At 64.1% G+C, this 24,521-nt stretch carries 23 protein-coding genes; 7 read left to right on the top strand and 16 right to left on the bottom strand.

Translation table 11 applies throughout. The features are described 5' to 3' along the window. Nucleotides 1–61 precede the first annotated feature (61 nt). On the top strand, nucleotides 62–472 hold the full coding sequence (locus tag EI983_RS14760; RefSeq protein WP_198389306.1) for a hypothetical protein: 411 nt from the start codon (nucleotides 62–64) through the stop codon (nucleotides 470–472). A gap of 200 nt (nucleotides 473–672) precedes the next feature. On the opposite strand, the gene EI983_RS14755 is transcribed toward EI983_RS14760, so the two are convergent. The 5 genes from EI983_RS14755 to EI983_RS14735 form a co-directional block, all read right to left on the bottom strand. After that, complete coding sequence (locus EI983_RS14755; protein ID WP_157708125.1) at nucleotides 673–1,440, bottom strand: FadR/GntR family transcriptional regulator; 768 nt, start codon at nucleotides 1,438–1,440, stop codon at nucleotides 673–675. Nucleotides 1,441–1,612: 172 nt separating this feature from the next. Then, complete coding sequence (locus tag EI983_RS14750) at nucleotides 1,613–2,272, bottom strand: hypothetical protein (RefSeq protein ID WP_157708124.1); 660 nt, start codon at nucleotides 2,270–2,272, stop codon at nucleotides 1,613–1,615. A 3-nt stretch (nucleotides 2,273–2,275) separates the two neighbouring features. Beyond that, nucleotides 2,276–3,676: a selenium-binding protein SBP56-related protein gene (locus tag EI983_RS14745; RefSeq protein ID WP_157708123.1), complete on the bottom strand. Its 1,401-nt coding sequence runs from the start codon at nucleotides 3,674–3,676 to the stop codon at nucleotides 2,276–2,278. A gap of 188 nt (nucleotides 3,677–3,864) precedes the next feature. After that, nucleotides 3,865–4,233: a Lin0512 family protein gene (locus EI983_RS14740; RefSeq protein WP_157708122.1), complete on the bottom strand. Its 369-nt coding sequence runs from the start codon at nucleotides 4,231–4,233 to the stop codon at nucleotides 3,865–3,867. Continuing rightward, a complete protein-coding gene (locus EI983_RS14735; RefSeq protein ID WP_157708121.1) occupies nucleotides 4,226–4,576 on the bottom strand; it encodes a Lin0512 family protein in 351 nt (116 codons plus the stop codon). The genes EI983_RS14740 and EI983_RS14735 overlap by 8 nt, the downstream gene beginning before the upstream one ends. A gap of 120 nt (nucleotides 4,577–4,696) precedes the next feature. Between EI983_RS14735 and EI983_RS14730 the strand changes: the two genes are divergently transcribed. Both EI983_RS14730 and EI983_RS14725 read left to right on the top strand, forming a co-directional pair. Next, nucleotides 4,697–5,806: a mandelate racemase/muconate lactonizing enzyme family protein gene (locus EI983_RS14730; protein ID WP_157708120.1), complete on the top strand. Its 1,110-nt coding sequence runs from the start codon at nucleotides 4,697–4,699 to the stop codon at nucleotides 5,804–5,806. A gap of 39 nt (nucleotides 5,807–5,845) precedes the next feature. Beyond that, the gene (locus EI983_RS14725; RefSeq protein ID WP_157708119.1) at nucleotides 5,846–6,235 is read left to right on the top strand and encodes a hypothetical protein; all 390 of its coding nucleotides are present in this window, start codon (nucleotides 5,846–5,848) and stop codon (nucleotides 6,233–6,235) included. On the opposite strand, the gene EI983_RS14720 is transcribed toward EI983_RS14725, so the two are convergent. Genes EI983_RS14720 through EI983_RS14705 form a run of 4 tightly spaced genes read right to left on the bottom strand, consistent with a single transcriptional unit; the run spans nucleotide 6,232 to nucleotide 10,395 of the window. Continuing rightward, on the bottom strand, nucleotides 6,232–8,280 hold the full coding sequence (locus EI983_RS14720; RefSeq protein WP_157708118.1) for a cobaltochelatase subunit CobN: 2,049 nt from the start codon (nucleotides 8,278–8,280) through the stop codon (nucleotides 6,232–6,234). The two genes, EI983_RS14725 and EI983_RS14720, sit on opposite strands and share 4 nt — an antisense overlap. Then, entirely contained in the window at nucleotides 8,277–8,738 is a 462-nt protein-coding gene (locus EI983_RS14715) for a GNAT family N-acetyltransferase (RefSeq protein ID WP_157708117.1), read from the bottom strand. The genes EI983_RS14720 and EI983_RS14715 overlap by 4 nt, the downstream gene beginning before the upstream one ends. Next, entirely contained in the window at nucleotides 8,732–9,730 is a 999-nt protein-coding gene (cobW, locus tag EI983_RS14710; RefSeq protein WP_157708116.1) for a cobalamin biosynthesis protein CobW, read from the bottom strand. Before cobW ends, EI983_RS14715 begins: the two co-directional genes overlap by 7 nt. Nucleotides 9,731–9,750: 20 nt before the next feature. Beyond that, on the bottom strand, nucleotides 9,751–10,395 hold the full coding sequence (locus EI983_RS14705; RefSeq protein WP_157708115.1) for a HupE/UreJ family protein: 645 nt from the start codon (nucleotides 10,393–10,395) through the stop codon (nucleotides 9,751–9,753). 250 nt (nucleotides 10,396–10,645) lie between these two features. On the opposite strand from EI983_RS14705, the gene smc reads away from it, so the two are divergent. Then, nucleotides 10,646–14,101, top strand: a complete 3,456-nt coding sequence (smc, locus tag EI983_RS14700) for a chromosome segregation protein SMC (protein ID WP_157708114.1) — start codon at nucleotides 10,646–10,648, stop codon at nucleotides 14,099–14,101. A gap of 6 nt (nucleotides 14,102–14,107) precedes the next feature. Here smc and EI983_RS14695 read toward each other — a convergent pair whose 3' ends face one another. From EI983_RS14695 to cbiB, 3 genes are read right to left on the bottom strand one after another with little or no spacing between them, the layout of a single operon-like run. Next, complete coding sequence (locus tag EI983_RS14695) at nucleotides 14,108–15,223, bottom strand: THUMP domain-containing class I SAM-dependent RNA methyltransferase (RefSeq protein ID WP_157708113.1); 1,116 nt, start codon at nucleotides 15,221–15,223, stop codon at nucleotides 14,108–14,110. Then, nucleotides 15,220–16,386, bottom strand: a complete 1,167-nt coding sequence (locus EI983_RS14690; RefSeq protein ID WP_157708112.1) for a lytic murein transglycosylase — start codon at nucleotides 16,384–16,386, stop codon at nucleotides 15,220–15,222. The genes EI983_RS14695 and EI983_RS14690 overlap by 4 nt, the downstream gene beginning before the upstream one ends. Before the next feature lie 42 nt (nucleotides 16,387–16,428). Continuing rightward, the gene (gene cbiB, locus EI983_RS14685) at nucleotides 16,429–17,343 is read right to left on the bottom strand and encodes an adenosylcobinamide-phosphate synthase CbiB (RefSeq protein ID WP_157708111.1); all 915 of its coding nucleotides are present in this window, start codon (nucleotides 17,341–17,343) and stop codon (nucleotides 16,429–16,431) included. Between the two features lie 213 nt (nucleotides 17,344–17,556). Between cbiB and EI983_RS14680 the strand changes: the two genes are divergently transcribed. Next, a complete protein-coding gene (locus EI983_RS14680) occupies nucleotides 17,557–17,919 on the top strand; it encodes a response regulator (protein ID WP_157708110.1) in 363 nt (120 codons plus the stop codon). A 3-nt stretch (nucleotides 17,920–17,922) separates the two neighbouring features. Here the strand turns inward: EI983_RS14680 and EI983_RS14675 are convergent, their stop codons facing one another. Further along, on the bottom strand, nucleotides 17,923–19,134 hold the full coding sequence (locus EI983_RS14675) for a bifunctional alpha/beta hydrolase/OsmC family protein (RefSeq protein ID WP_157708109.1): 1,212 nt from the start codon (nucleotides 19,132–19,134) through the stop codon (nucleotides 17,923–17,925). 241 nt (nucleotides 19,135–19,375) lie between these two features. Between EI983_RS14675 and EI983_RS14670 the strand changes: the two genes are divergently transcribed. After that, a complete protein-coding gene (locus EI983_RS14670) occupies nucleotides 19,376–20,146 on the top strand; it encodes a GGDEF domain-containing protein (protein WP_157708108.1) in 771 nt (256 codons plus the stop codon). Here the strand turns inward: EI983_RS14670 and dddP are convergent. Further along, nucleotides 20,130–21,473 carry a dimethylsulfonioproprionate lyase DddP gene (gene dddP, locus EI983_RS14665; protein ID WP_157708107.1) on the bottom strand — a complete coding sequence of 448 codons (1,344 nt, stop codon included), beginning with the start codon at nucleotides 21,471–21,473 and terminating at the stop codon, nucleotides 20,130–20,132. The genes EI983_RS14670 and dddP overlap by 17 nt on opposite strands. Before the next feature lie 146 nt (nucleotides 21,474–21,619). Continuing rightward, nucleotides 21,620–22,594, bottom strand: a complete 975-nt coding sequence (locus tag EI983_RS14660; protein WP_157708106.1) for a glutathione S-transferase family protein — start codon at nucleotides 22,592–22,594, stop codon at nucleotides 21,620–21,622. 284 nt (nucleotides 22,595–22,878) lie between these two features. Here EI983_RS14660 and EI983_RS14655 point away from each other — a divergent pair, with 284 nt between their 5' ends. Then, on the top strand, nucleotides 22,879–23,238 hold the full coding sequence (locus tag EI983_RS14655) for a hypothetical protein (protein ID WP_157708105.1): 360 nt from the start codon (nucleotides 22,879–22,881) through the stop codon (nucleotides 23,236–23,238). A gap of 79 nt (nucleotides 23,239–23,317) precedes the next feature. Here the strand turns inward: EI983_RS14655 and EI983_RS14650 are convergent, their stop codons facing one another. Further along, complete coding sequence (locus tag EI983_RS14650) at nucleotides 23,318–24,490, bottom strand: MalY/PatB family protein (RefSeq protein WP_157708104.1); 1,173 nt, start codon at nucleotides 24,488–24,490, stop codon at nucleotides 23,318–23,320. Between the last annotated feature and the right edge of the window lie 31 nt (nucleotides 24,491–24,521).

The raw sequence follows: 24,521 nt of genomic DNA, 5'->3' as shown, positions 1-24,521 counted from the left end.
GACTTTGAAGCAAGGTGCGGAAATCCCCCCGAATGAGTTTAAAATACCAAATGGATCACAAATGAAATTCCTTGCGTCAGCGGAAACGAGCAGCGGAATAGATGTTGTTCTAGATAAGATTTGGGCAGAGGTGGTGCCTTGTTTGGAAAGAGAATTTGGCATTATGAAGTTCAAAGGAGGCGATGTTGAACTGCTATATGTGCCGATAATTATGCGCGAAAAGGATCGAGCGAGTTACCCTGCTCGATCAAAACTAAAGGAAGACAGTAGAACCTGTGAGTGTTGCCCGCAACTCAACTACCAAATATTCGAAGATGGAAACTGGGAAGAGGTTTTGCATGAGTATGTTGGAGGGCTCAAAGAAGCGTCCAGCCAACTTAAAAAACTTGGTGCCTCTGACTCTGAAATCTACGCGTTTGAAGAAATTCTGAATAGGTCAATCAAAGAAATGAAATGTTTGGGCACTAGGTGAAGACATCACTAATTACCAAGCCTACTTTTGAACAGTAACCCTTAGTCACTCCCCTATCTCGCTCAACCTTTCAGATGTTGCCTCCTAGGTCTTGATCAAAATTGCCATTAGAAACACGACTATCTGGCTGATTGCCGCGGCAATTGCACACCGTCTCGAAAGCCGCCCGTACCCCATCATCCAAAAATGCAACTGCTCCCTTACCGCTTGCGTTCCTGATCGAGCCGCTGTTGGGCGATGGTTTCGTGGGCGTCGGCGCGTTGCTGGTCGCGCAGGGCGGTCTCGACGAAGCCGAGATGGGCCTCGATGGCGGCACGGGCGGCGGCGGGATCGCGGGCCTGGATCGCGTCGTTGATGGCGCGGTGCTGGTCGAGCAGGGCCGAGCGGGTGGTGCGCTGGGCGAACATGACCTGACGGTTATAGAACACGCCCTCGCGCAGCATCTCGAACATCGAGCGCATCATGTGCAGGAGCACCACATTGTGGCTGGCCTCAAGGATGGCGAGGTGGAACTCGGCATCAAGTGTGGCCTCATCCGTGGGGTCTTTTTTGCCGTGTGCGGCTTCCATCTTGTCGAAGATGGTCTGGATCACCTGCAGGTCGGTGTCGGAGCCGAGGCGCGCGGCGCGGTCGGCGGCCATGGCCTCGAGATCGCGGCGGAAGGAGATGTAGTCAAACACCGCTTCATCATGATCGGCGAAGAGCTGAATGAGGGCGGGCGAGAAGGCGTTGCCCAGCACATCGGCCACATAAATGCCGGAACCCGCGCGGGAGCTGAGAAGGCCCTTCTCTTGCAGTTCGGCCACCGCCTCACGCAGGGAGGGGCGGGAGACGCCCAGCCGTTCGGCCAGATCGCGTTCGGAGGGAAGACGCTCCCCGGGGCGCAGGATGCCGCGCAGGATCAGTTGCTCGATCTGGCGGGTGACGGCGGTGGAGAGTTTCTCGGGAATGACTTTTTGAAAGGGCATGGGGCCTCGGGGAATGAACTGGTCAAACGATATGACCGGTTGCAGCGATGCGCAAGCGCCCCCCTTGGCCGAAAGCCCGCCCACCCACCCCTTTCGCCCAAGGGGGGCGGTGCGCACAGCGGCTGGCGGTGGGGTGTGAGTATTTTTGGAACAATGAAGGGGGATCGGGGCGTCAATGCGTCGTGAGCAGAGCGATAGTGCCGACGAGGATCAGGCTGAGCGCCCAGACCACATCGAGGTTGAACCAGCTTTTCGACAGGAATTTGAGGCCGAGCCAGTGGTAGACGCCGAGAGCGAGTGTCCCGCCTGCGGTGGTCATGGCCAGCGTGTGCACGGCGGCCACCGCGAGGGCAATGCCGATATTGCCGCGCATGAGCTGATCGGCGGCGGCGTGGCCTGCATCCGTCTCAACCGTGGCGCAGATGCCGAGATAGATGGGCACGAGCATCAGCCCCGCGCCGTGGGCCATGGCGGCGAGAAAGGACCACAGCGCCAGTTTGGAGGGCGGCACACGCGCAAGAAAGCGCGGATGGCGGCGGTTGATCAGCAGATAGACCCCCAGCGCGATGACGAGGCAGGCGGCGCCGATCTGAATCTCGCGCTGGTATTCGACCAGCACAAACAGCAGGGAAAACGGCAGCAGGATCGCCGTCATGGCCAGCAGATGCCCGATGGCAAGCGCGGAAAGGGCCTTGTAAAGGCTGGCCTTGCGGCTTTCCATAAGCGCGGAGGAGACGGCCAGGGGCCAGCCCATGCCCGGGTTGACCCCGTGGTAGAGCCCCGAGGCAATGACGGCCCACCAGAGGGCCGTCACACTTGTCACTTCAGGCACGCGTCAGACGGACGGGTAACAGAAACTGTCGGTCGAACAGTCGCCGCCTTCGAGCCGGATCTGGTGGCTGCGGTAGCCCTCGGGGAACTCGACCCAGAAGTCCTTGTTCAGCGTCAGGCCGCCATTTTCGCCCACCTCGGCCATGACCATGGCCGCCCCGCGGTCACCGGGATAAAACTGGTCATCCCAGGTGGAATAGAGCGAGTTGGTCCAGTAGACCCGCTTGCCGTCGCGGCTGATCTCGACCATTTGCGGGCCGTAGCCGAAGGTCTTGCCATTGGGGTGCGGGGTTTGCTTGACGATTCCGCCGATCTCGACCTTGCCGGCGAGCACCGGGTTCATCGGATCCGAGACATCATACTGGTGCATCTCACCGAGGCCCCAGCAGGCCACGTAGAGATATTTGTCATCAAGGCTCAGGTCGATATCCGTGACCAGCGGAGGGCAGGCGGCGAAGCCCTTGAGCAGCTCGGGCAGATCATCGGGATCGGCCGGAACAGGGTCGATCGTGATGGTCTTCTTGGCCTGCCATTCGCCATTCTCATCCCGCCACCAGGTGAAGATCGCGCCTTGCAGGTTGGTTGTGTCGACCACCACGCCGCAGAAGCCGTATTCCTTCACCGGGTCATGGGCGGGCCGGATTTCCAGCGCCATCTGGTGATTTTCACCGAGGTCGATGCTTTTGACCACCTTGCGCCCGCGCAGATCCCAGAAATGGATCGTGTGGCCGTATTTGTTGCTGAGCAGGTCTTCGGGCACGATCCCGTTCTCAAACTGCGGCGGCAGGCCCCATTCGGAACTGACCATGTAGTCGCGCGGCAGGTTCCACCAGAAATCATAGTGCTTGTCCTGAATGCCGCGGTCCATTTCGTAGCGGCCGAGAATCTCGAAGGTCTCGCAATCCATGATGAAGATGCCCGGAGGGCCATCGGTGCCGTCCTCGCCGCCACCGCCGAGGGTCGACACATAGATGCCTTCGGGGCCGCAATGGATGGTGTGCGGACGGGAATAGCCGGTCTTCTCGAACACCTCTTCGGGCTCGATGATCTTGTGGATCTTGGCCTTGAGCGGTTCTTTGACGTCGATCACATAGATGCGCGAGGACCGGATGCCGGGGATGATCAGGTAGCGGCGTTCGTAAAAGGCGTGGCCGGTCAGCGGCGACAGGGCCGAGGAGCAGGCATTCCAGCCGAAATGGTGAAATTCATCGCCCTTGTTGGGCATGAACAGGCTGTGCACGATCTGGCCATAGGTGTCCGAGGCCGGGTCGACATCCACCACGGCGAGCCCGTCGGGCTGCGAGCCGTCGGGGCTGAGCATGAGGGTAAAGGCCAGCGTTTCGGCGGGGGCTTCCATGGCCATTTTGGGGCTGGGATAGAATGTCGGATCGGGTCTTAGGTTCATATATCAAATCTCCCTGTTGCGGGCGCGGTAATATGGCTTTTGCAGCAATGCGCCTCCCGGGCAGGCTGGCACAGAATCAAATGTCTGACAATTATATTCTCAATAATCCGGGGTAATGGGCTGGCGAACGCCATTCCGGAATGGCGGCAAATTGAGGAAACCCGTTCTGCATTCGGGACTGAAAGGTATCAGGTGGTTCCGCCTGTCCAGCAATTTCCCTGATAGGGCAGGAACGCCTCGATCGCCGCAGAGGCGATCACGATCGTGTCACCGGTGTCGGGGTTCACGACGTTCTGGCCACCAAACACCGCGCGCACGCTGACCTGCCCCTTCGAGATCAGCGTGGACAAGGCACCGGTATCGAGCGCCTCGGGGGCCTGCACCCCCACCGTGACCTGCACGCGCAGCGCTGAAAGGTCGAGGCCCAGAGTGGCCAGCATGGGCAGGGTGACATGGGCATAGGCATCCTTAATCGCGCGGCGGGCGGCGGCCTGATAATCCATGTTCCACAGGTCGTTGCCCATGCCCATTTCGATGATGAAGCGCTGATCAGTCATCGGCGCGTTCCATTTCGAAGCTGACGGAAATGGCGGCGGTCGCGATCACGGTGGGCAGGCCGTCGGGGCGCGGGATGTCGAGCCCGCCCGGCTGTGCCGTGACGCTGACCTGGCCATAGGGAAAGACCGATCTGAGGGCGGCGCAATCCACCTTCTCGGGCTGCTGCGCGGCGATTTCGACGTCGATCAGCATGGCCTCCTTCGGGTGGCCAAAAAGCTCGGCCACGTTGATCGAGTTGCGCCAGAGCGCATCCTTGATGGCGCGCCGCGCGGCCTCGGTATAGTCCTGCCGGCGCAGGGAGGCGCCCTGGCCGAATTCGGTGAGGATGCGGTGTTTGGGCATGAGGGCTCTCTTTGGGATCGGTTGCCGGTGCAGTTTAGGCCCCGCGCGCAGGGGTGCAAGGTGGATTGACCTGTCCCCTGCATGCCGCAAGGATGCGCCGGACACTTGGAGATGTGACAGATGCGGATCGTGGCGGTGACACCCTATCTGATCCCGGCCCGGCCGGGGGCCGATGGCTGGTCGCAGGGGCACAGCGTGATTCTGGTCAGGCTGGAGGCCGCGAATGGCCTGATCGGCTGGGGCGAGGCTTATGCGCTGGAGCATCGGCAAAGGGCGATCCGAGAGGTCATCCTGACCCTCGGCGGCGCTGTGACTGAGATGTCCGAGGCCAGCCCGCGCCGCTTTCTGGATCATGTCGCCCGCCCGATGGAGAGCAAACATCCCGGCATTGACTATGCCGCAGCTGTGAGTGCGATCGAGATCGCGCTTTGGGACCTGGCGGGCAAGGCGGCCGGACTGCCGTTGCATGCGCTTCTGGGTGGGGCGGTGAAAGAGCGGATCCCGCTTTATGCCAATGCCTGGGATAACCCGGTTCAGCCGCCGGAGGCCATCGCGGCGCGCTGTGGGGCGATGTGCCGGGAAGGCTACCGCGCGGTCAAGATCTATCCGTTGCGCCAGGCCACGCTGGCGGCGTCGGAAGCCGTGGTGCGTCTGACCCGCGAGGCGGTCGGGCCGGAGGTGGATCTGATGCTGGATTTTGCGGTCGAGACCGATCCGCGCCGTGCGCTCCAGGCTGCCCGGCTCTTTGCGCCTTATGCGCCCTACTGGATCGAGGAGCCTGTTGCCGGGGATCAGATCGATCTGCTGGCCGAGTTCCGCGCCCGGACCGATCAGCGCGTGACCACGGGCGAGCGGCAGGCGGGTCTGCCGCATTACAACGCGCTGCTCAGGGCGCGTGCGGCGGATGTGCTGAACCCTGATATCGCCGGGGTGGGCGGCCTTCTGCGGATGCTGGAGATCGGTGCCATGACGCAGGCGGCGGGTGCGCAGCTTTCTCCGCATAACTGGAACAGCACCACGGTGGCCTTTCTGGCCATGCTGCATGTCTGCGCCGTGCTGCCCAATGCGACCTATGCCGAGCTGTTCTATGACTATCTGCCGATGGGGGCGGACTATGCCACCTGCGATTATGTCATCAAGGACGGGTTTGCGAGCCTGCCCGCCTCTCCGGGGCTGGGGGTGGAGATTGACGAGGACGCGCTGGCGCGCCTCGGAGGCGTTTCCGTTTGATTAAGGAATAATTAACCAGGCGGGCCGCACAGTTGCGATATGCGCTGGATCTTTCCCCTGAGTGCCCTGTGCCTGTTGACCGGGTGTGACACCCCGCCGCCGGAATATCGGGGTATCGCCGGGCAGCGGATCACCGTCGGGCAGAGCACCTTCGATGTGCGTCAGGATGGTGATCGGGCGCTTGCCCTTCGGGTGAATACCGAATGGGCGCCCCGGCCCGAGGCGGTGATGCCGCGCGCGCTGGTGGCGATCGAGAAATCCACCGGCTGCCGGGTCAAACGCATGGATGGCGATCAGGTGCTGATCGAGGCCAAGCTTGACTGTGGCGCGGGCACCGCCGCGCGCGACCCTGCGGCACTGGAATATGATTGCGATTACCGCCAGCTTTATCAGGGCCGGGTGGAACTGGTGTGCACTCCGGGGATCTAGGCGCCGGTCCGGGCGCGGCGGCAAGCCGTGTCGAGCAGGGTGACAAGTTCGGGGAATGCGCGGCGAAAGCAGGGCGCGACGCGGGGGGTCACGGCGACAGGCGGGCGTGAGAGGCTGTCGTCGTGGGTCAGGCAGTCCGGCGCCTCCGTGCCGCTGGCGCGGAACCCCATGAGCGACAGGGCGCGCGCCACATCCGCCCCACATGACAGTGCCGTGGTCGCGGCGCGAAAGCAGATCTCTGTTGCGCGCGGCCAGTCCCCATGACGTTGCAGGTGCTCTTCGATCCAGGCGTCTGCCTCGGCCTGGCCGCGCCGCCAGGCGGCCATGTCTGGTATCCGGGGGAGGACGCGGGCGGCAGCGGCCTTGCCATCCAGCGCGTCGATCAGATCCGTGCCATCCGGCGGCAGGCAGAGGGCATGCAGGCGGTTGCGGGCAAGCGTGGCGGCATCGCCCCCGTCAGCAGGCAAAAGCGCGATATGCGGGGTTGGGCCAAGCACCTGCTCGGGCCAGCAATCCGCGCTCAGGGCCAAGGCTTTGCCGGGCAGCGCCCCAAGCCCGCCATGCCCGCCGAGATGCACCAGCGCCTGTGCGCCAAAAACCTGCCGGAGCCAGAAATGCAGCGCCAGAAGCCGGTGAGGCGGCGGGCTGTTGTCCGGGCCGGGGCGGGCAACGGCCAGGACGATCCGGCCGCATTGCTGCAGGGGCAGGCAAAAGCCGGTGCCGGGCGTGAAGTCGGGATCGTCTTCGGGCGCGCCCCAGCGCCGCTCGACCGCATCGCGCAGGGGCCACGGCAGGGTGCCGAACGCCTCCTGATAGGCGTCTGGCGACAGCGGCTCGGAAGGGACAGGGCCATCCGGGCCGGGCGGAGGCTGCGTGTCATATCCCGCGTCTTTCAGGGCGCGCAGAAGCCCGTGCGCCCGGGCAACAAGCGCAGGCTGCGGGCTGTCCAGGACAAGCGCGACCCTGCGCCCGTCGCGCGGGGTTCGGAGCAGGCCAGCCCACTGTGCGGTCAGTTGGGCGGTGAAATCCACCCGGTCGCCCAGGGCCCTTGGCGCCAGCACGGGACATTCGGTGGCGTTGTCGAAATACGCCTCATCGGTGGTGCCGATCGCGCGGGTGATGATCTGCCCCGCGCGCGCGGGAAGAAGAGCATGTTCAGCGATGTCGCGCGGCGGCAGGCCGTTTGCGCTTTCGATCCAGTCGGCCTCGGACCAGGTGGTGAGGGCGGCGTTCAGGACGGGAATGTCCCCGGGCAGGGCGGGAGTTTCCGAGCCGGGCAGGCAGGACAGGATGACGGCGGGCCGCGCGCCGGCCAGATCGGCCTCGATGGAATGCGCATCGCCGACAAAGACCGGCAGCGGGTTCAGCCCGGCGCGCAGGAGCGCGCGGATCATCCGGTTGACCGGATGCAGTCCCGCGCCGTGGACCAGCGCCCGCGCGAAAAGCAGGGCCGCGACAGGGCGGTCGGGCTGCCAGCCCTGTTGTATCTGGTCCAGGGTGCAACGGCCTTCGCCGGGCCAGTAGAGCCCGCTGCGTGGTAATTCGGGCGGCAAAGCGGGGGGCGGACTGTCGGACAGCACGGCCTGACAGTGAAGCAGGAACGCCTGGGCATTGTCCGGCCCGCCCTGGTCGAGGCAATGATGCAGGGCCAGACAGGTTTCCGCGGGCGCGGTGGAGAGCTGTTGCAGTCGCGGTTCGGGCGCGGATCCACAGGGCAAGAGCGCGACCGGCACCCCAGCCGCGGCGCAACGCGCGCCGAGCTGCGCCAGCCCGTAGGGCCAGCCGTCGCCGCCATCGGGAAGCCGGGCGATGACCAGCCGCGCTCGGGTTGCGCAGGCATCGAGATGCTGATCGACCGACGCCGGGTGACGCAGATGATGCAGATGCGCAAGCCTGAGAGAGGGCGGATCGGGCAGGGCCGCGCGGGCCTCGCTCAGCGCGGCAATATCGGTGGCAAGGGCCGAGATCACCACGATATCGGCCGGGCTTTGTCCAAGGTCATAGGGCTCGGCGGGCGGTTCGGTCAGGTCGGGCAGCAGGCTCATGACGCGGCGCGCAGGGATTTATGCATGTAGATGCTGGACTGATTGGGCTCATAGTCGCCGAAGATGCCGCAGCGGGTGAACCCGTGGCGCTCGTAAAGGCGGACGGCGGCGGCGAGTTCTTCTCCGGTTTCAAGCTTGAGCGCGCTCAGGCCGTTGGCGCGGGCTTCGTCCTCGATCTGGCGTAGGAGGGCGGCGGCCACGCCCTTGCCGCGCGCAGCGGGGGCGGTGAACATGGATTTGACCTCGCCATAGCCGTCGCGCAGGGCCAGAGCACCGGTGCCGAGCAGGCTTTTGCCCTCACGCGCAATGAAAAAGCGGATATCCGGGGCCACAAGATCCTCGATGTCGAGGGCGTAATTGTCCTCGGGCGGGAAAAGCTCCAGCATCAGCGCATGACTGGCCCGCAGAAGGGCGGTGGCGTCGGGTGCGCGCGGGTCGCCCGGCTCGACGATCAGCATGTGGCCTCCAGTGCGGTTACGATGGCGTCCCGGTCCAGCCCGGCGCGCCCGATGATCACAAGCTCGGTTCCGTGTTGGTCGGGGCGAATAGGCGCGTCGTAGCGCGCCTCGATCCGCGGGCCGACGGCCTGAATCGTGAGGCGCATGGGCTTTCCGGTGACGCGGGCGAAGCCCTTCACGCGCAGCAGGTCATGCGCGACGATCACCCTGGCCAGCCGTTCCTGAAACAGGGCCGGATCGGTGATCTCGGCGCGGGTCAGGGTGAAGCTGTCAAACCCGCCGTGATCATGGTGATGGTGGTGATCGTGGGGATGGTGCGGTTCAGGTTCCGACGGGGTGTGAGACTGTCCGAGCAGAACCTCGATCGGCAGGGCGCTTTGCGTGGCCGCGAGGATCTGCGTGCCCGCGCGGCAACGGTTGCGCAGGTCATCGGTGAGACGGGCCTGATCGCCCTCCGACAGCAGGTCCGCTTTGTTGAGGATGATGAGATCGGCACTGCCCGTCTGATCGTCGAACAGGCTGGCCAGGGAACTGTCGGGATGCTCCGGGTTCGACCCCGAGGCGGTGTCGAACCGCCCGTCGCGCAGGGCGGGCCCGTCAACCACGGCAATCACCCCGTCTATCGTCAGGCGCGGCGCGAGGTCGGGCCAGCCCAGGGCGCGGATGAGCGGCTTGGGCAGTGCCAGGCCCGAGGTTTCGACCACGATATGCTCGGGGGCCGGATCACGCGCCAGAAGCGCCTGCAGGCTGGGCACGAAATCCTCGTCCACCGCGCAGCAGAGGCAGCCATTGGCAAGCTCGACAATATCGCTCTGAGCCGGGGCATCGGGGGCGGATTGCACAAGTGCCCCATCGATTCCGAGGGCGCCGAACTCATTGATGATCAGCGCAATGCGGCGGTCCTGCGCGGCGCTCAGGATATGCCGGATCAACGTGGTTTTGCCGGAACCCAGAAAGCCCGTGACGATCGTGATGGGGGTCTTTTGGCGCATCTGGTCGCTTTGTCGTTGGGTTAGCCGATCAGCAGCGCCAGCACCGGGCCTTCGAGCCGCTCAAGGCAGAGGAAGAGGCCAACGCCTGCCACCACCGCCCCGATCAGTCGGGTGTTGACGGCATCGGCGCGTGTGGCGTTGAGCGCGGCGCGGGCGCAGTGCCCGGCGATCACGGCGATCAGATATTGGACCACGCCCAGCCCGACGAGATACCCCATGAGCACACCCAAGCCCGCGGTGCTTTCCTGTGTCGCGAGGCTGTCGCCAAAGGCCGAGCCGTGAAAGAGCCCGAACCCGGCAAAGACAAGGAGGGTGCCGACCGGCCCGAGCGCCCGGCCGGACATCAGCACCGCGCCGATGCCCAGAAGCGAGAGCGCGATCATCGCTTCCTTCACCGGCAGGCCGATCCCGGCGGACATGAGGGCGCAGCCCAGCAGCATCGCCGCGATATAGGCGGCGGGGGTGAGAAAGCGATTTGCGGTGAACAGGGCGGCCACGCCAACGGCGATCACGAAAAACAGATGGTCAAAGCCCAGGATCGAATGGCCCAGCCCCGACAAAAGCCCATGCGAGACGGTTTGCATGGGCATCCCGTCAAGCGGGTGATGCGCAAAGGCTGGGGAGGCGATGGCCAGGAGAGCGAGGCTGGCGAGCGGTGTTTTCATCTGAATTGTCCTGTCCCTGTCTGTGCCCTCGAAGATGAAAGCGCGCGCGTCGCCGCGTCAAGGCCGAATCCCCCCGGATGTGTCGGATGCGGAGATTGGGATCGGCGGGGTCTGGCCGCTATTTGCGCAATATCTTGTGGATAACTGGCCCCACTGCCCCAGATGAAGGGGTTCGGCGTTGACTCGTGGCCCCTCCAGCCCGCAGGCTGTACCGCAAAGACCGGAATCACCGGCGCGAGAGGGATCATTTGTGCAGTTTTCCAAGCTCAGACTGACCGGCTTCAAGAGTTTCGTGGACCCCACGGACCTGATCATCGCCGATGGTCTGACCGGCGTTGTCGGCCCCAATGGCTGTGGCAAGTCGAACCTGCTGGAGGCTCTGCGCTGGGTGATGGGCGAGAATCGCCCCACCGCGATGCGCGGCGGCGGCATGGAGGACGTGATCTTTGCCGGGGCGGCGACGCGCCCGGCGCGGAATTTCGCCGAAGTTTCGATTCATATCGATAACCAGGACCGGCTGGCCCCCTCGGGGTTCAACGACAGCGATCACCTTGAGATCGTGCGCCGGATCACCCGGGATGTGGGATCGGCCTATAAGGTGAATTCCAAGGATGTGCGCGCGCGCGATGTGCAGATGCTGTTTGCCGATGCGTCCACCGGCGCGCATTCGCCGGCCCTCGTCCGGCAGGGGCAGATTTCGGAGCTGATCAACGCCAAACCCAAGAACCGGCGCCGTATCCTTGAAGAGGCAGCCGGGATCTCAGGGCTCTACCAGCGTCGGCACGAGGCGGAACTGAAGCTGAAAGGCGCGGAAACCAACCTGACCCGTGTCGATGACGTGATCGAGCAGCTTGCGGCGCAACTGGCCCAGCTTGCGCGGCAGGCCCGGCAGGCGGCGCGTTATCGCCAGATCGGCGAGGAGCTGCGGCAGGCCGAGGGGCTGTTGCTTTATCGCCGCTGGAAAGAGGCGGACGAGGCCCGCGCCCGCGCCGAGGACGAGCTGCGCGAGCGCACGACGCTGGCCTCGAAGGCCGAAGCGGCAGCGCGCGAAGCGGCCAAGCTGCGCGCGAAGGCCGATGATGCGTTGCCACCCCTGCGTGAGGAAGAGGCGATTGCCGCCGCCGTGTTGCAACGCCTGCAGGTGCAGCGCGATACGCTGGACGATCAGGAGGCCTCGGCGCTGACCCGGATCGAGACGTTGCAGGCCCGGATCGAACAGCTTGCCCATGATATCGCGCGCGAAAGCGGGCTGAACAAGGATGCGGGCGAGACCATTGAGCGGCTGGAATGGGAGGCCAGGGAACTGGCCAAGGCCAGCGAAGGCCACGAAGGGCGGCTGGAGGCGGCAGCCGAAGAGGCCCGCGAGGCCGCCAGCGTGTTGCAGGACCGCGAGGGCGATCTGAGCACCCGGACCGAGGATGTGGCCCGGCTGGCCGCGCGCCACCAATCGGCACAGCGGTTGATTGATGACAGCCAGAAGACCCTGCGCCGCTCTGAGGAAGAGGCGGCGCGGGCCCGTCAGGCGGTCGAGCAGTCGCAGCAGGCTTTGCAGAAGGCGCTGACCGATTTTGATGCCGCCGGGGCCGCCGAAGCCGCCGCGACCGAAGCCGCCGGGGCCGCTGAGGCTGCTCTTGCCGCCGCCGATGAGGCCCGGGCCGAGGCGCAGGCGCGCGAGGCCGATGCCCGCGCCGAACGGTCCGAAGCCGAGGGCGAGGTCGGTGCACTGCGCGCCGAAGTGAGCGCGCTGGCGCGGCTGGTGGAGCGTGACACGGCCGAGGGCGGTCAGGTCATGGACCAGTTGCAGGTGCAGCCCGGCTATGAAAAGGCGCTGGGCGCGGCGCTGGCCGACGATCTGCGCGCGCCCGAAGTGGATGAGGATGGCCCCTCGGGCTGGACCTCTATGCCGGGATATGACCGTCCGCAGCTTCTGCCCGAAGGCGTGAAGGCGCTGTCGAATTACGTGACCGCGCCGCAGGTGCTGGGCCGCCGGATCGGGCAGATCGGCGTGGTCGATGCCGATGATGGCCCGCGTCTGCAGTCGCTGTTGCAGCCGGGGCAGCGGCTGGTCAGTCCCGAAGGCGACCTTTGGCGCTGGGACGGGTTCCGCGCCTGGGCTGAGGACGCCCCCTCGACCGCCGCTTTGCGTCTGCAACAACTCAACCGGCTGGAGGAGTTGAAGCAGGAGTTGGAGCGGGTCACCGCCCGGGCGGATGGCGCGCGGGCGGCGCATGAGCATCTGAGCGCGCAGTTGCAGGACTTGACGGCTGCGGACAAGGAGGCGCGAGAGGCGCGCCGCGCGGCGGATCTGGCGATGAACGATGCCAGCCGTGCACTGAGCCGTGCCGAGGCCGACCGCAACCTGGCGCAGTCCCGGCTGGAGAGCCTTGGCCTTGCCGTGACGCGGCACGAGGACGAGGCGCTGAGCGCGCGCAAGCAGCTTGACCAGGCCACGGCGGCACTGGGCGAGCTGGCCGATCTGGATGCGGCACGGGCCGAGATCGAGGACACCAAGCTGACCGTGGAAGCCGCGCGGATGACGATGATGTCGCGCCGCTCGGCCCATGATGAGCTGCGCCGCGAAGGCGAGGCCCGCACCCGCCGGGCGCAGGAGGTCACCAAGGAGATCAGCGGCTGGCGGCACCGGTTGGAGACCGCCGAGGCGCGCAGTGCCGAATTGGCCGAGCGCAAGACCGCTTCGGAGGCGGAACTGGCCGAGGCGACCACCGCGCCCGAGGTGATCCGCGCCAAGCGCGACGAGTTGGGCAACGAGATTTCAAAGGCCGAAGCCCGCCGGGCCGCAGCGGCCGATGCGCTGTCCGCGGCCGAAGGTGCTGCGCGCGAGGCTGTCGCGGCCGAGCGTGAGGCAGAGCGCGCCGCGTCGGAGGCCCGGGAAGCGCGCGCCCGGTCCGAGGCGCGGGCGGATGCCGCGCGCGAGACGCTGGCGGCCGCTGCCGAGCGGATCGAGGAGGAACAGGAGACCACGCCGCAGACGCTTCTTGAACAGCTTGAGGCCGATCCCGACAACATGCCCGCCTCGGACAGGATCGAGGCGGATGTGAACCGCCTCAAGCGGCAGCGCGATGCACTGGGTGCCGTGAACCTGCGCGCCGAGGAGGATGCCAAGGAAGTCCAGGAAGAGCATGACAGCCTTGTCACTGAAAAGACCGACCTTGAGGAAGCGATCCGCACCCTGCGCAACGGGATTGCCAGCCTAAATCGCGAAGGCCGCGAGCGCCTGTTGACGGCGTTCGAACAGGTCAACAGCAATTTCGCGATGCTGTTCAAGCATCTTTTCGGGGGCGGCGAGGCCAATCTGGTACTGGTCGAAAGCGACGACCCGCTGGAGGCGGGGCTGGAGATCATGTGTCAGCCGCCGGGCAAGAAGCTGGCCACGCTGAGCCTGCTGTCGGGCGGCGAACAGACCCTGACCGCGCTGGCGCTGATCTTTGCCGTCTTCCTGGCCAACCCGGCGCCGATCTGTGTGCTCGACGAGGTCGACGCGCCGCTGGATGATGCCAATGTGGGTCGGTTCTGTGACCTGCTGGACGAGATGTGCCGCCGGACCGAGACGCGGTTCCTGATCATCACCCACCATGCGGTGACGATGAGCCGGATGGACCGCCTTTTCGGGGTGACCATGGCCGAGCAGGGGGTCAGTCAGCTTGTGTCGGTGGACCTCAAGAAAGCCGAGCAGATGGTGGCGTAAGCCCTCCTAGGGCAGCGCGCTTGTCTGCCATAGCCGCACCTTCAGCCCGCCATGGGCGACCGGTGCGCCGGGTTCGGCGAAGGGCAGGCCGGTGGCCTTGGCCAACCCGCCTTCGGTGGTGATCAGCCCGACACGCCACCCGGCGAACCGCTCCTTCAGCACCTTGCCTAAGGCGCCATAGAGCCCGAAAAGCTGCCGTTTGTCCCCGATGCGCGCGCCATAGGGCGGGTTGAGCAGAACGAGGCCGGGCGGGCCATCCGGGCGCTCAAGGTCGCTGACCGCGTGGCAGGCAAAGCGGGTGATCGCATCCACGCCCGAGCGGGCGGCGTTTTCGGTGGCGTTGCGGATCGCGCCCGCATCGCGGTCACTGCCGAAAAAGTGCATATTGGTGGTCTGTGGGGTCTGTGACGCGCGTATCCGGGCCCAGGCGTCTGCGTCGAAATTGGCGAGGTTTTCGAAGGCGAAAGACCGCGCGCGGCCGGGGGCGAGGCCAAGGGCAATCTCAGCCGCCTCGATCGGGATCGTCCCTGAGCCGCACATCGGGTCAAGCACCGGCTCGGTCCCCGTATAGCCGCATTGGCGCAGGAAGAGGGCGGCGAGCGTCTCGCGCAGAGGCGCCTTGCCCACGGCCTGTTTGAGACCGCGCTTGTGAAGTGGGGCGCCGGAGGTGTCGAGGCTGAGCGTGCAGGTATCGTCTTCGATCCGCAGCATGACGCGCAACTCGGCCTCGTCGCTGATCGTCGCGCCGAGGCTTTCGGTGATGGCAAGGCCGACGCGCTCGGCGGCGGCCCCCTGATGATAGATGCGCGAGCGGGCGCAGGTGGCCTCGACCCGCACAGGCACATCCGGGCGCAGCAGGCTGGCCCAGTCAAAGGCGCGGGCGGTTTTGGCCAGATGCTCCAGATGGGTGCTGCGGAAGCTGTCGATCCGCGCCAGCACCCGGCCCGCGCCGCGCAGCTCCAGATTGGCGCGCCGGACATCGTGCCAGTTGCCGCGAAACTGCACGCCTCCCGGCACCGCCTTGGCCTTTTTGAAGCCGCGTTCCAGCGCCTCGGCTTTCAGGACAAGCTCCAGCCCCGGCGGCGCGGCAAGGAAAATCTCGAACTTGCGCGCAGCCTTCATAGAGCGTTGAGCAGGGCCGGTGTGGGCCAGGCATCGGCGGGCAGGCCAAGCTGCTGTTGCACATCCTGAACGGCCGCGCGGGTGCCTGCCCCGAGAATGCCGTCGATTTCACCTACGTCATAGCCGCGCTGGCTCAGCTTTTGCTGCAGGCGCTTCATCTGTTCGCCGCTGAGGCCCTGCTCGGGATTGCCCGCGTCAAAGACCGGCCCACCTTCCAGCCGGTTGGCGAAATAAGCAGCGGTGAGAACATAGGTAAAACTCTGATTCCATTCGAAATAAACCCGGAAATTCGGATAAGCGAGGAAGGCGGGCCCCTTGCGCCCCTGCGGCAGGATCAGGCTGGCGGGTAGGGTGCCCGCGATCTGCCCATGGCGGGGCGTGACGCCTTTCGCGGCCCATTCAGCGGCGGGTTTGGTGGTGCGCAGCCCGGTCTGAGACCAGTCGAGATTGTCTGGCACGCTGACCTCCTGCAACCACGGTTCGCCCGCGCGCCAGCCCAGGTGTTGCAGCATCTTGCCCCCCGACATCAGCGCATCAGGCGCCGAAGTCTTGAGGCTGACATGGCCATCGCCATCGCCATCGACGCCATTGTCCAGAATGTCCTGCGGCAGCATCTGCACCATGCCAATCTCGCCTGCCCAGGCGCCGGTGGTGCGGCGCGGGTCGAAATCCCCGTTCTCGAAAAGTTTGAGCGCCGCGAAGATCTGCGGGCGGAACAGCTCGGGGCGGCGGCAGTCATGGCTGAGCGTCACGAGCGCGTTCAGCGTGTTGAAATCGCCCTGGAAGGAGCCGTAATCGGTCTCGAACGCCCAGAAGGCCAGAAGCACGCCCCGGCTGACACCGAATTCGCGCTCGATGCGGTCAAAAACGGCGTCATATTGTCTGGCTTTGGATTTGCCGGTGTTGATCCGGCCCGAGCTGATCAGGCGGCGGGCGAAATCGGTGAAGGGCAGTTGGAACACGCCCTGACGGCGGTCGGCGGCGATCACTTTCGGGTCCTGGCGGACGGAGCCGAAGAACTGATCGACGCTCTGACGATCATGACCACGGGAGGCGGCCTCGTCCTTGAGGCCGTTCACGAAACCGGAGAAAGAGCCGCCGCATTGCGCCTGCGCAAAGCTGGCAGTGAGACAAAGGGCAAGGGTGCTGAAAAAAACGCGCATGGAAATCCTCTTCTGCAATCTCGCGTTAACCTATGGTCGCGCTTAGCCCGTGACAACAGCGATCAGCGCGATGAGCGCCAGGGCCGTCCCCCAACCGCGCCAGAGCACAGTGCAGGCGGCCTCGATCTGGAGCGCGCCGATCTGTTTTGCGCCGCGGTCGTTGACGAAGGGAAAATGCCGCCGGGTGCCGTCATAGGACCGCGGACCGGCAAGGGCGACATCCAGCGCACGGGCCATGGCCGCCTCGGGCCAGCCGGCATTGGGCGAGCGGTGCAGACGGGCATCGCGGGCGATGTCGCGCCATGTGCCACTGAGGCGGTGGGAAACCGCGATAAGGGCCGCGGAGAGCCGTGCCGGGATCACGTTGAACACATCATCAAGCCGCGCCGCGGCCCAGCCGAACGCCTCATGGCGCGGGGTGCGGTGGCCGATCATGCTGTCAGCGGTGTTGGTGATCTTGTACAGCAACAGGCCCGGAAGCCCGGCGACAAGAAACCAGAAGGCCGGGGCGATGACCCCGTCAGAGAAGTTTTCGGCCGCGGATTCGATCGCGGCGCGGGCAACGTCGGCCTCATCCATCGCCGAGGTGTCACGCCCGACGATATGGCCCACGGCGCGCCGCCCCTCGGGGACCGAGAGGCGCAGCGCATCGGCCACCGCGCGCACATGGTCGACCAGGGACCGTTGCGCCAGAAGGATGGCGGCGACAATGAGTTCTGCAAGGGCTCCGAGCAGTTGCAAAGCCAGTCCGATGCAGATGGCGAGCGCCGCGAGGATCGTCATCGCCAGCACCCCTTTGAGCTGTCGCGCGGCACCGGTATTGAGCTGCTGATCCAGTGCGGCCACGGCCCGGCCCATGAGCACGGCAGGATGCGGCAGATGTGACCAGAGCCAGCGCGGCTCGCCCAGAGCGGCATCCAGCAGCATCGCGAGGCAGAGAATCACAGCCAGGTCCACATGCGTCTCCTCAGGTTCGGATGGCAGAGGTTTTCATCCTCGCATCGCCCATCGCGGCCTGTTCAAGCGGATTTCCGCACAAAGCTCAAGCGGTGCTTGCTTCGAAAGGATAGGGTGAGGTTGATGTTAATGAATTGTTAACTCTTCGGACGACAGACAGGAGGTCCCAGCGTTAACTTCTAGGTAACGCCGGGCGAGAGGTGGTGTCAGCGCATGAAAGTTCTGATCGTAGAGAGCGACGCCGATCTGGGGCGTCTCTGGCAAAACCACATGGAACGACACGGGCTCGATGTGCAGCTTGTGCACGGGCAGTCCCAGGCGGCTTATGCTCTGGTGGAGCACAGGTTTGATGTGATCGTGATGAATATCGTGCTGGCCGAGGGCAGCGCGCTGGCGGTGGCGGATCTGGCGTCCTACCGGCACCCGGACACGCAGATTATCTTTGTCACCGGCACGTCCTTTTTCTCGGATGGTTCCATTTTTTCGCTCAATGCCAATGCCCGCGCATTCCTGCAGGCCGATACCCCGCCGGAGGACCTCACGGCGGTGGTCGAGCATTTCGGGCGCGCAGTCTGAGCGTCAGCCCGCGCGCGTCTCTATTTCGGAGGTACGCTCCAGCGTGCGGTGGACCGGGCAGCGGTCAGCGATTTCCAGAAGGCGGGCGCGCTGGTCGTCGGTCAGATCCCCGTCGAGATAGATCACGCGGGTGAATTTGTCGGCCTTGCCGCCGACGGCCTTTTCGGCATCCTGCGCATGGACCTTGTCGTGACAGACATCGACGCGCACATGGTCGAGCGGCCAGTTCTTGCGGCGGGCATACATGCGGATCGTCATCGAGGTGCAGGCCCCGAGCCCCGAGGACAGGAACCCATAGGGCGACATCCCCTTGTTGGTGCCGCCATAGGCCACCGGCTCGTCAGCGAGCGCATGATGATGCGGTCCGGAATTGATATCCTGCAAGAACCCGTCCGGGTCGGCCTCACTGACCCGGACGACACCTTCGGGGGCACAGGGCGGCGGGGCGGGCGGGCTGAGTTGCAGGTAGCGGCGCGCCCAGGCCGAAATGACCTCGGCGGCGTATTCGGCATCCTTGGGCCGGGTGATCAGGTGGTCGGCATCGTCGAGCGTTACGAAGCTTTTGGGATGCTTTGCGGCAGAGAAGATCTGAGCGGCGTTCTCGACTCCCACGGTCTGATCCAGAGGGGCGTGCAGAACCAGAAGGGCCCGGTGCAGATTTGCGATCTCGCCTTCCAGGGATTCGGCCTTCACGTTTTCGACGAAATCACGGCCGATGCGGACCGTGCGGCCCCCAAGCTTTACCTCGGCCACGCCCTCGCGTCCGATCTTGTCCAGCGCGTCGCCAAAATTATGGGTGACATGGCCGGGATCGAAGGGCGCGCCGATGGTGACGACCGCCTTTGCGCTGTCGATCTTGCGCGCGGCGCCCAGAACGGCGGCCCCGCCGAGCGAATGTCCGATCAGCAGGCTGGGCGCCATGCCGCGCGCGCCGAGGGCGTCGGCGGCCAGGATCAGATCCTGGATATTGGAGGCAAAGGAGGTGTTCTCGAACTCGCCTTCGGAATGACCAAGCCCGGTGAAATCGAACCGCAGAACGGCAAAACCGGCCCCGGCCAGACGTGCCGAGATGCGCCGGGCGGCGGGAATGTCCTTGGAGCAGGTGAAGCAATGGGCAAAAAGCGCGGTGGCCAGGTGCGGGCCATCGGGCAGGTCCAGCCGGGCCGCCAGGGTCGAGCCGTCATGGCCGGTAAAGGTAAGGCGTTCTGTGGGCATGTCGGTTCCTTCGCGCTTGCCGCGTCAAGGTAGGGAATGCGCGCAAGGGCTGCCAGCCTTGTGACAGTTTTGTCACGCGATGGTGAGCGTGTCGTGTGCTCGGCCAGAACATGGCCTTTCTGCCGGTTGTGTAAGATTCGCATCGAATTGAAGGGTGATCGACGTCTCGTTTCCCTGTCCTCCGAGAGGTTGGTTAACCTTTTTGGCGTATGGCTTTGTCCTCAGGTGGTGGAGCGAGGTGATGCAGCTGAGATTGAGAACCCAGCGGGATGTGCGTGTATTCGCCCTTGTGATCACCCTGATCGCGTTGGTCGGGAATTTCATTCTGACCTATCTGTTCATGCCGCACAGCCTGGCGGATCTCACCCTTCTTCCCGGCACCATCATCACGATGATCCTCGCCGCGCCGATTTCGTTCTTTGTCGGGACCAAGATGCTCGATGTGCACCACCTAACAGAGCAACTTGAACACGCGGCAGATCATGATCCGCTGACAGGGGTGCATACAAGGTTGAGCTTTTACAAGGAGATCGCGGATTGCGTGGATATGAAGCTTGCCATCATCGTGGCGGATATCGATCATTTTAAACTGGTCAATGACCGCTATGGTCACCAGGCGGGCGATGCCGCGCTGAAATCATTTGCCGCGACGCTCATCAGGCATTGCCGCGACAACGACATTATCGCGCGGTTCGGCGGGGAGGAGTTTGTCATTCTTCTTAAACATGCCAACCAGAGCGATACGGTAAAGGCGGCCGAGCGGCTGAGCCAGAAAGTGCGGGAGACGCCGCTTCATCTGAAGGGGCGATACATCCAGCTTACCGCCAGTTTCGGGGTGGCGGAGGTGGATAGCGTCGCCCATGTCGACCGCGCCATTCATCACGCGGATATGGCTGTTTACCGGGCCAAGAGCACCGGGCGCGACCGGGTGTGCGCATATGATCCGCGCCTCGATATCGAACCGGCCTCGCGCCACGCCGAGACCCGGATGGCGGCTATGCCTGCCCCATGAGAGCTGCGTCAAACGGATAGCGCGTGAGGTTCTCATACCCGTCTTCGGTGATCAGCACCTGATCTTCGAGCTTGATCGAGAAACCGCCGCCCACTTCGCCCACGAGCGCCTCGACGCAGAGCACCATGCCGGGTTCCAGTGCATAATCGAACGCCCCGGCGACGGCCTTGTCAGGGTACGAGACAAGCGGCCATTCATCGCACAGACCCACGCCATGCATCAGGCAGCCATATTTCTGCGCCTGGTATTTCTCATCCAGCCGATGCGATTTCTCGATCAGTTCGGGGATCATCAGCCCGGGTTTCAGAAGGTCCATGTTGTGCATGATATGCTCATGCGCGTGTTGCATGGCATAGACCATCTCGGCGGGCGGCTTTTCGTCCCCGATCCACCAACTGCGCGAGATATCGATGCAGATGCCATAGCTGCCGATCAGGTCAGTGTCGAAGCTGATGATCTCATTGTTCCGGGTGATGCGCGGGCCGCATTCCTGGAACCACGGGTTGGTGCGCTGGCCCGAGGCCAGAAGCCGCGTTTCGATCCATTCGCCACCGCGCTTGATATTCTCGGCATGCAGGACCGCCCAGATGTCATCTTCGCTGACCCCGCCCTTGGGCACTTCGGCACGGGCAAAATCCTCCATCGCCTGCACAGCGGCCTCGCAGGCATGGGAGGCACAGCGCATCGCGAGGATCTCATCCGGGCCCTTCACGGCGCGGCTTTTCTCGGTCACTTCCTCGCCTTCCATGATCTCGAAGCCTTGCGCTTCAAGCGCGCGCAACCCGTGCAGCATGATCTTGTCCACGGCGAGGCGGGTATTGCCCGGGGCATGCTCTTCCAGAAGCACGCGCACCTCGTTCGAGAACACATCGGCCGCCACGTCAATCTTGTCGCCCCGGTCGAAATAAAAGAGGTCCGCGCCAGAGCGTTGCTCTTTGACCAGGGGATTGAATTTGCTGAGGAAGGGCGAGTTCTTGTAGTCCCAGATCACCATATAGCCATCGGCGCAGAGCAGCAGCGCGCGGAACGGGTTGTGGGTGTTCCAGAGCTGCATGTTGGTGCTGTCGGTGGCGTAGCGAATGTTGAGCGGGTCGAACATCAGAAGGCCCGCATAGCCACGATCAACGATATGTTGCGTCAGGCGTTTCCAGCGATAGTCGCGCATGCGCGGCAGGTCGGGCAGGGTCAGCCCGGCGGCCTCCCATTCGCGAAAGGCAAGCTGCGTCGGGCCGATCTCGATCCGGTCGTTGTCATTGGGGGTGTTGTCCCCCAGCATGCTGCCCTTGGTCGGGTCGATCTTGCGCGTATCGCGGTAATGGGTGTTCATCGCGGGCCTCCCTGGTTGCGGCCCATGCTCCTACGCGCGGCAACGCACCGCTTGCCAGTTAGCGACCTGCGGCGGCGTTTTTTTGATGTAGGGTGCGTGATCTCACGCACCTCGCGATTTCGCTGCCTACGATAATCTGCGCGCGGTCAGCCCCGCCCGTGCGGTTCATCGAAATCCAGCACCGGGTTCGTCGGGATGATCCGGTTCGGATTGATCGTGTCGTGGCTATAGTGATAGTGCCGCACGATATGGTCGAAATGCACCGTGTCCCTTACCCCCGGCCATTGGTAGAGCTCGCGCAGATAGCCCCAGAGGTTTGGATAATCGATGATCCGCGCGCGGTTGCATTTGAAATGCAGGTGATAGACCAGATCGAAGCGGATCAGGGTCGTGAAAAGCCGCCAGTCGGCCTCGGTGATCCGGTCGCCAATCAGATAGCGTGAGGTAACCAGACGGTCTTCGAGCCAGTCGAGACTGTCGAAGAGGGGGGCCACCGCCTTGTCATAGGCGTCTTGCGAGGTGGCGAACCCGGCCTTGTAGACGCCGTTATTGACCGTGTCATAGACCCGGCTGTTCACCTCTTCGATCTCGTCGCGCAGCTCCTCGGGCCAATAGTCGTCGCTGTTGCCGGTGATCGCGTCAAAGGCCGAGTTGAACATACGGATAATTTCGGAACTTTCGTTCGAGACGATCGTCTCGCGTGTCTTGTCCCAGAGGATCGGCACGGTAACGCGGCCCGACACTTTCGGGTCGGCCTTGAGATAGATATCGCGCGCAAAGGGCAGGCCGTGCAGCCTGTCGCCTGTGGCGCCGGGGAAATCGGTGTCGAAGGTCCAGCCTTCGCCCAGCATATCCGGGTGTACGACAGAGACCTCGATATGATCCTCAAGCCCCTTCAGCGCCCGGAAGATCAGTGTGCGGTGTGCCCAGGGGCAGGCATAAGAGACATACAGGTGATACCGCCCGCTTTGGGCGTCAAAACCGCCTTCGCCCGTGGGCCCGGCGCTGCCATCCGGCGTGATCCAGTTGCGAAATCCCGCGGTGGAGCGCTTGAACGCTCCGCCGGTGGATTTGGTGTCATACCATTCGTCGCGCCATTCGCCTTCGACCAGTTGGCCCATGATCTTTGCCTCCTTGCGTGTTGCCGCAGATGTAGGTCGGCTCGGGGGATGCGCCTAGGCGAATGAGCGCACAGCGCACGTGTGCTGATGCACGAAGGCGAATCTGCGGTGTTTTGCATGGATCGTCGGAAATGAGCCGCAAAACCGGCCATTGTCCTCAAAACCTGCACAATCCGAGTGGAAATACGACAGCTTCGGTTTAAATCGCGGCGTAATCAAGATTTTACGTGACCGATGTATTGGGCTGCGACAGACTTGTCCGCGGATGGAGTGAGGGGCTTATCATGACCACCTATTTGCCGCCGGAGGTGCAGGCCGGGCTGGATGCTGCGCGGCGTCTGGCACGACGCAAGGCCACCCGTTTGCGCGTGGAGGCGGGCGAGCGGAGTTATCCTGTTCTGCGGGCGTGGGACGGAGGTTTCGCGCTTGAAGCCGAGACCGCACCGCATCTGCGCGGGCGCGTGGCGCTCTATGATGGGGCGCGGCTGTTGTCGCATTGCCTGATCATCGCCTCCGAGGAGGAAGAGGGCGAGTTGCGCTTCGAATACAAGCGCATCACCGAGGCGCATGACACCCAGCCACTGGATTTCTACCGCGCCCCCGATGCGCCGATTGCCCTGCTCGGGCCGGTGCGGGAAGTCTAGCCAAACGCCCCGGGCTTGACCCTGGGCCTCCTGTCAGAACGGGCGGAGCCCCGGACCGGATCCGGGACGGGGTTAGGGGTTACTGCAAATCGCCAAAGGCCTCTGCCATACGGCTGACAGCTTCTTCGACCCGTGCGCGGGGTGTAGCGAAGTTGAACCGCAGGAAGCTCTCGCCGCCCTTGCCGAAGGTCGGCCCGTGATTGACCGCGATCCGCGCGGTTTTCTCGACCCGGGCGGTGAATTCTTCGCGATGCATTCCGGTACCTCCGAAATCGACCCAGGCCAGATAGGTGGCCTGCATCGGCATGGAGGCAAGACCGGGAATGGCGTTAATGCCCTCGTCAAAGAGCCGTCGGTTACCGTCGAGATATCTCATCAGATTATCAACCCAGGCCGCGCCCTCGGGGCTATAGGCGGCCTCGGTCATGAACAGACCGAAGGAATTGGCCGAAATCCCGAGCCCCGCCATTCGCGCGGCGAAACGGGCGCGCAGGGCAGGATCGGGGATGATCACATTGCCCGAATGTGAACCTGCGATGTTGAAGGTCTTGGTGGCCGCCGTCATCATCACAAGCCGGTCCATGATGCTGTCATCCACCAGCGGCATCGGGATATGTTTTTGTCCGGGCATCACCAGATCGTGGTGAATTTCATCCGAGACCAGGATCAGGTCATGCCGCCGCGCGAAATCGGCCACAGCTTGCAGTTCGTCACGGGTCCAGACGCGCCCGCCGGGGTTATGGGGAGAGCACAGGATAACCAGCTTCTCGTTGCCGGTCATTTGCGCGTCATAGGCGTCAAAATCCATCTCGTAGCGGCCTGCGGTGTTCACAAGCTCGCATTCGACCACTTCGCGCCCGGCGGCTTTGATCACCCGCGCGAAGGCGTGATAGACGGGGGTAAAGAGGACAACCCCGTCACCGGGCGCGGTATAGGCATCGACGCAAAGCCCGGTACCATTGACCAGCCCGTGTGTGGTGAAGATTGCATCCTGTGCAATTTGCCAGCCGTGACGCTCTCTCATCCACCATTGGATCGCGCTGCGATACGAGGTCTCGTCGCCGTAATACCCGTAGACGCCATGGTCGCGCATTTTCTGCACGGCATCGCCCACGCAAGCGGGCGGGCGGAAATCCATATCGGCCACCCACATGGCCAGCCCGTCCTGGGCGGGCACGCCATAGATCGGCTCCATCATGTCCCATTTGGCTGAATGAGAACCGAAGCGGTCGATGATTTCGTCAAAACTCATGAAAAAGTCTCCTCGGATACGCGCAGCGCAA

This window comes from Roseovarius faecimaris, from assembly GCF_009762325.1.
GTDB classification, from domain to species: domain Bacteria; phylum Pseudomonadota; class Alphaproteobacteria; order Rhodobacterales; family Rhodobacteraceae; genus Roseovarius; species Roseovarius faecimaris.
The sequence above is the reverse complement of the archived record's forward strand: the minus strand, read 5'-3'. Positions and strand labels throughout refer to the sequence as shown.

What these genes read in the sequence shown, in the direction of transcription:
- EI983_RS14680 (WP_157708110.1), top strand. Translation starts at nt 17,557, where the DNA reads ATGAAAGTTCTGATCGTAGAGAGCGACGCCGATCTGGGGCGTCTCTGG.
- cobW (WP_157708116.1), bottom strand. Translation starts at nt 9,730, where the DNA reads ATGCGCCAAAAGACCCCCATCACGATCGTCACGGGCTTTCTGGGTTCC.
- EI983_RS14745 (WP_157708123.1), bottom strand. Translation starts at nt 3,676, where the DNA reads ATGAACCTAAGACCCGATCCGACATTCTATCCCAGCCCCAAAATGGCC.
- EI983_RS14695 (WP_157708113.1), bottom strand. Translation starts at nt 15,223, where the DNA reads ATGAAGGCTGCGCGCAAGTTCGAGATTTTCCTTGCCGCGCCGCCGGGG.
- EI983_RS14755 (WP_157708125.1), bottom strand. Translation starts at nt 1,440, where the DNA reads ATGCCCTTTCAAAAAGTCATTCCCGAGAAACTCTCCACCGCCGTCACC.
- EI983_RS14760 (WP_198389306.1), top strand. Translation starts at nt 62, where the DNA reads ATGAAATTCCTTGCGTCAGCGGAAACGAGCAGCGGAATAGATGTTGTT.
- EI983_RS14715 (WP_157708117.1), bottom strand. Translation starts at nt 8,738, where the DNA reads ATGCTGATCGTCGAGCCGGGCGACCCGCGCGCACCCGACGCCACCGCC.
- EI983_RS14655 (WP_157708105.1), top strand. Translation starts at nt 22,879, where the DNA reads ATGACCACCTATTTGCCGCCGGAGGTGCAGGCCGGGCTGGATGCTGCG.
- EI983_RS14725 (WP_157708119.1), top strand. Translation starts at nt 5,846, where the DNA reads ATGCGCTGGATCTTTCCCCTGAGTGCCCTGTGCCTGTTGACCGGGTGT.
- EI983_RS14735 (WP_157708121.1), bottom strand. Translation starts at nt 4,576, where the DNA reads ATGCCCAAACACCGCATCCTCACCGAATTCGGCCAGGGCGCCTCCCTG.
- EI983_RS14690 (WP_157708112.1), bottom strand. Translation starts at nt 16,386, where the DNA reads ATGCGCGTTTTTTTCAGCACCCTTGCCCTTTGTCTCACTGCCAGCTTT.
- EI983_RS14660 (WP_157708106.1), bottom strand. Translation starts at nt 22,594, where the DNA reads ATGGGCCAACTGGTCGAAGGCGAATGGCGCGACGAATGGTATGACACC.
- EI983_RS14705 (WP_157708115.1), bottom strand. Translation starts at nt 10,395, where the DNA reads ATGAAAACACCGCTCGCCAGCCTCGCTCTCCTGGCCATCGCCTCCCCA.
- EI983_RS14720 (WP_157708118.1), bottom strand. Translation starts at nt 8,280, where the DNA reads ATGAGCCTGCTGCCCGACCTGACCGAACCGCCCGCCGAGCCCTATGAC.
- EI983_RS14670 (WP_157708108.1), top strand. Translation starts at nt 19,376, where the DNA reads ATGCAGCTGAGATTGAGAACCCAGCGGGATGTGCGTGTATTCGCCCTT.
- EI983_RS14650 (WP_157708104.1), bottom strand. Translation starts at nt 24,490, where the DNA reads ATGAGTTTTGACGAAATCATCGACCGCTTCGGTTCTCATTCAGCCAAA.
- EI983_RS14730 (WP_157708120.1), top strand. Translation starts at nt 4,697, where the DNA reads ATGCGGATCGTGGCGGTGACACCCTATCTGATCCCGGCCCGGCCGGGG.
- dddP (WP_157708107.1), bottom strand. Translation starts at nt 21,473, where the DNA reads ATGAACACCCATTACCGCGATACGCGCAAGATCGACCCGACCAAGGGC.
- EI983_RS14675 (WP_157708109.1), bottom strand. Translation starts at nt 19,134, where the DNA reads ATGCCCACAGAACGCCTTACCTTTACCGGCCATGACGGCTCGACCCTG.
- EI983_RS14740 (WP_157708122.1), bottom strand. Translation starts at nt 4,233, where the DNA reads ATGACTGATCAGCGCTTCATCATCGAAATGGGCATGGGCAACGACCTG.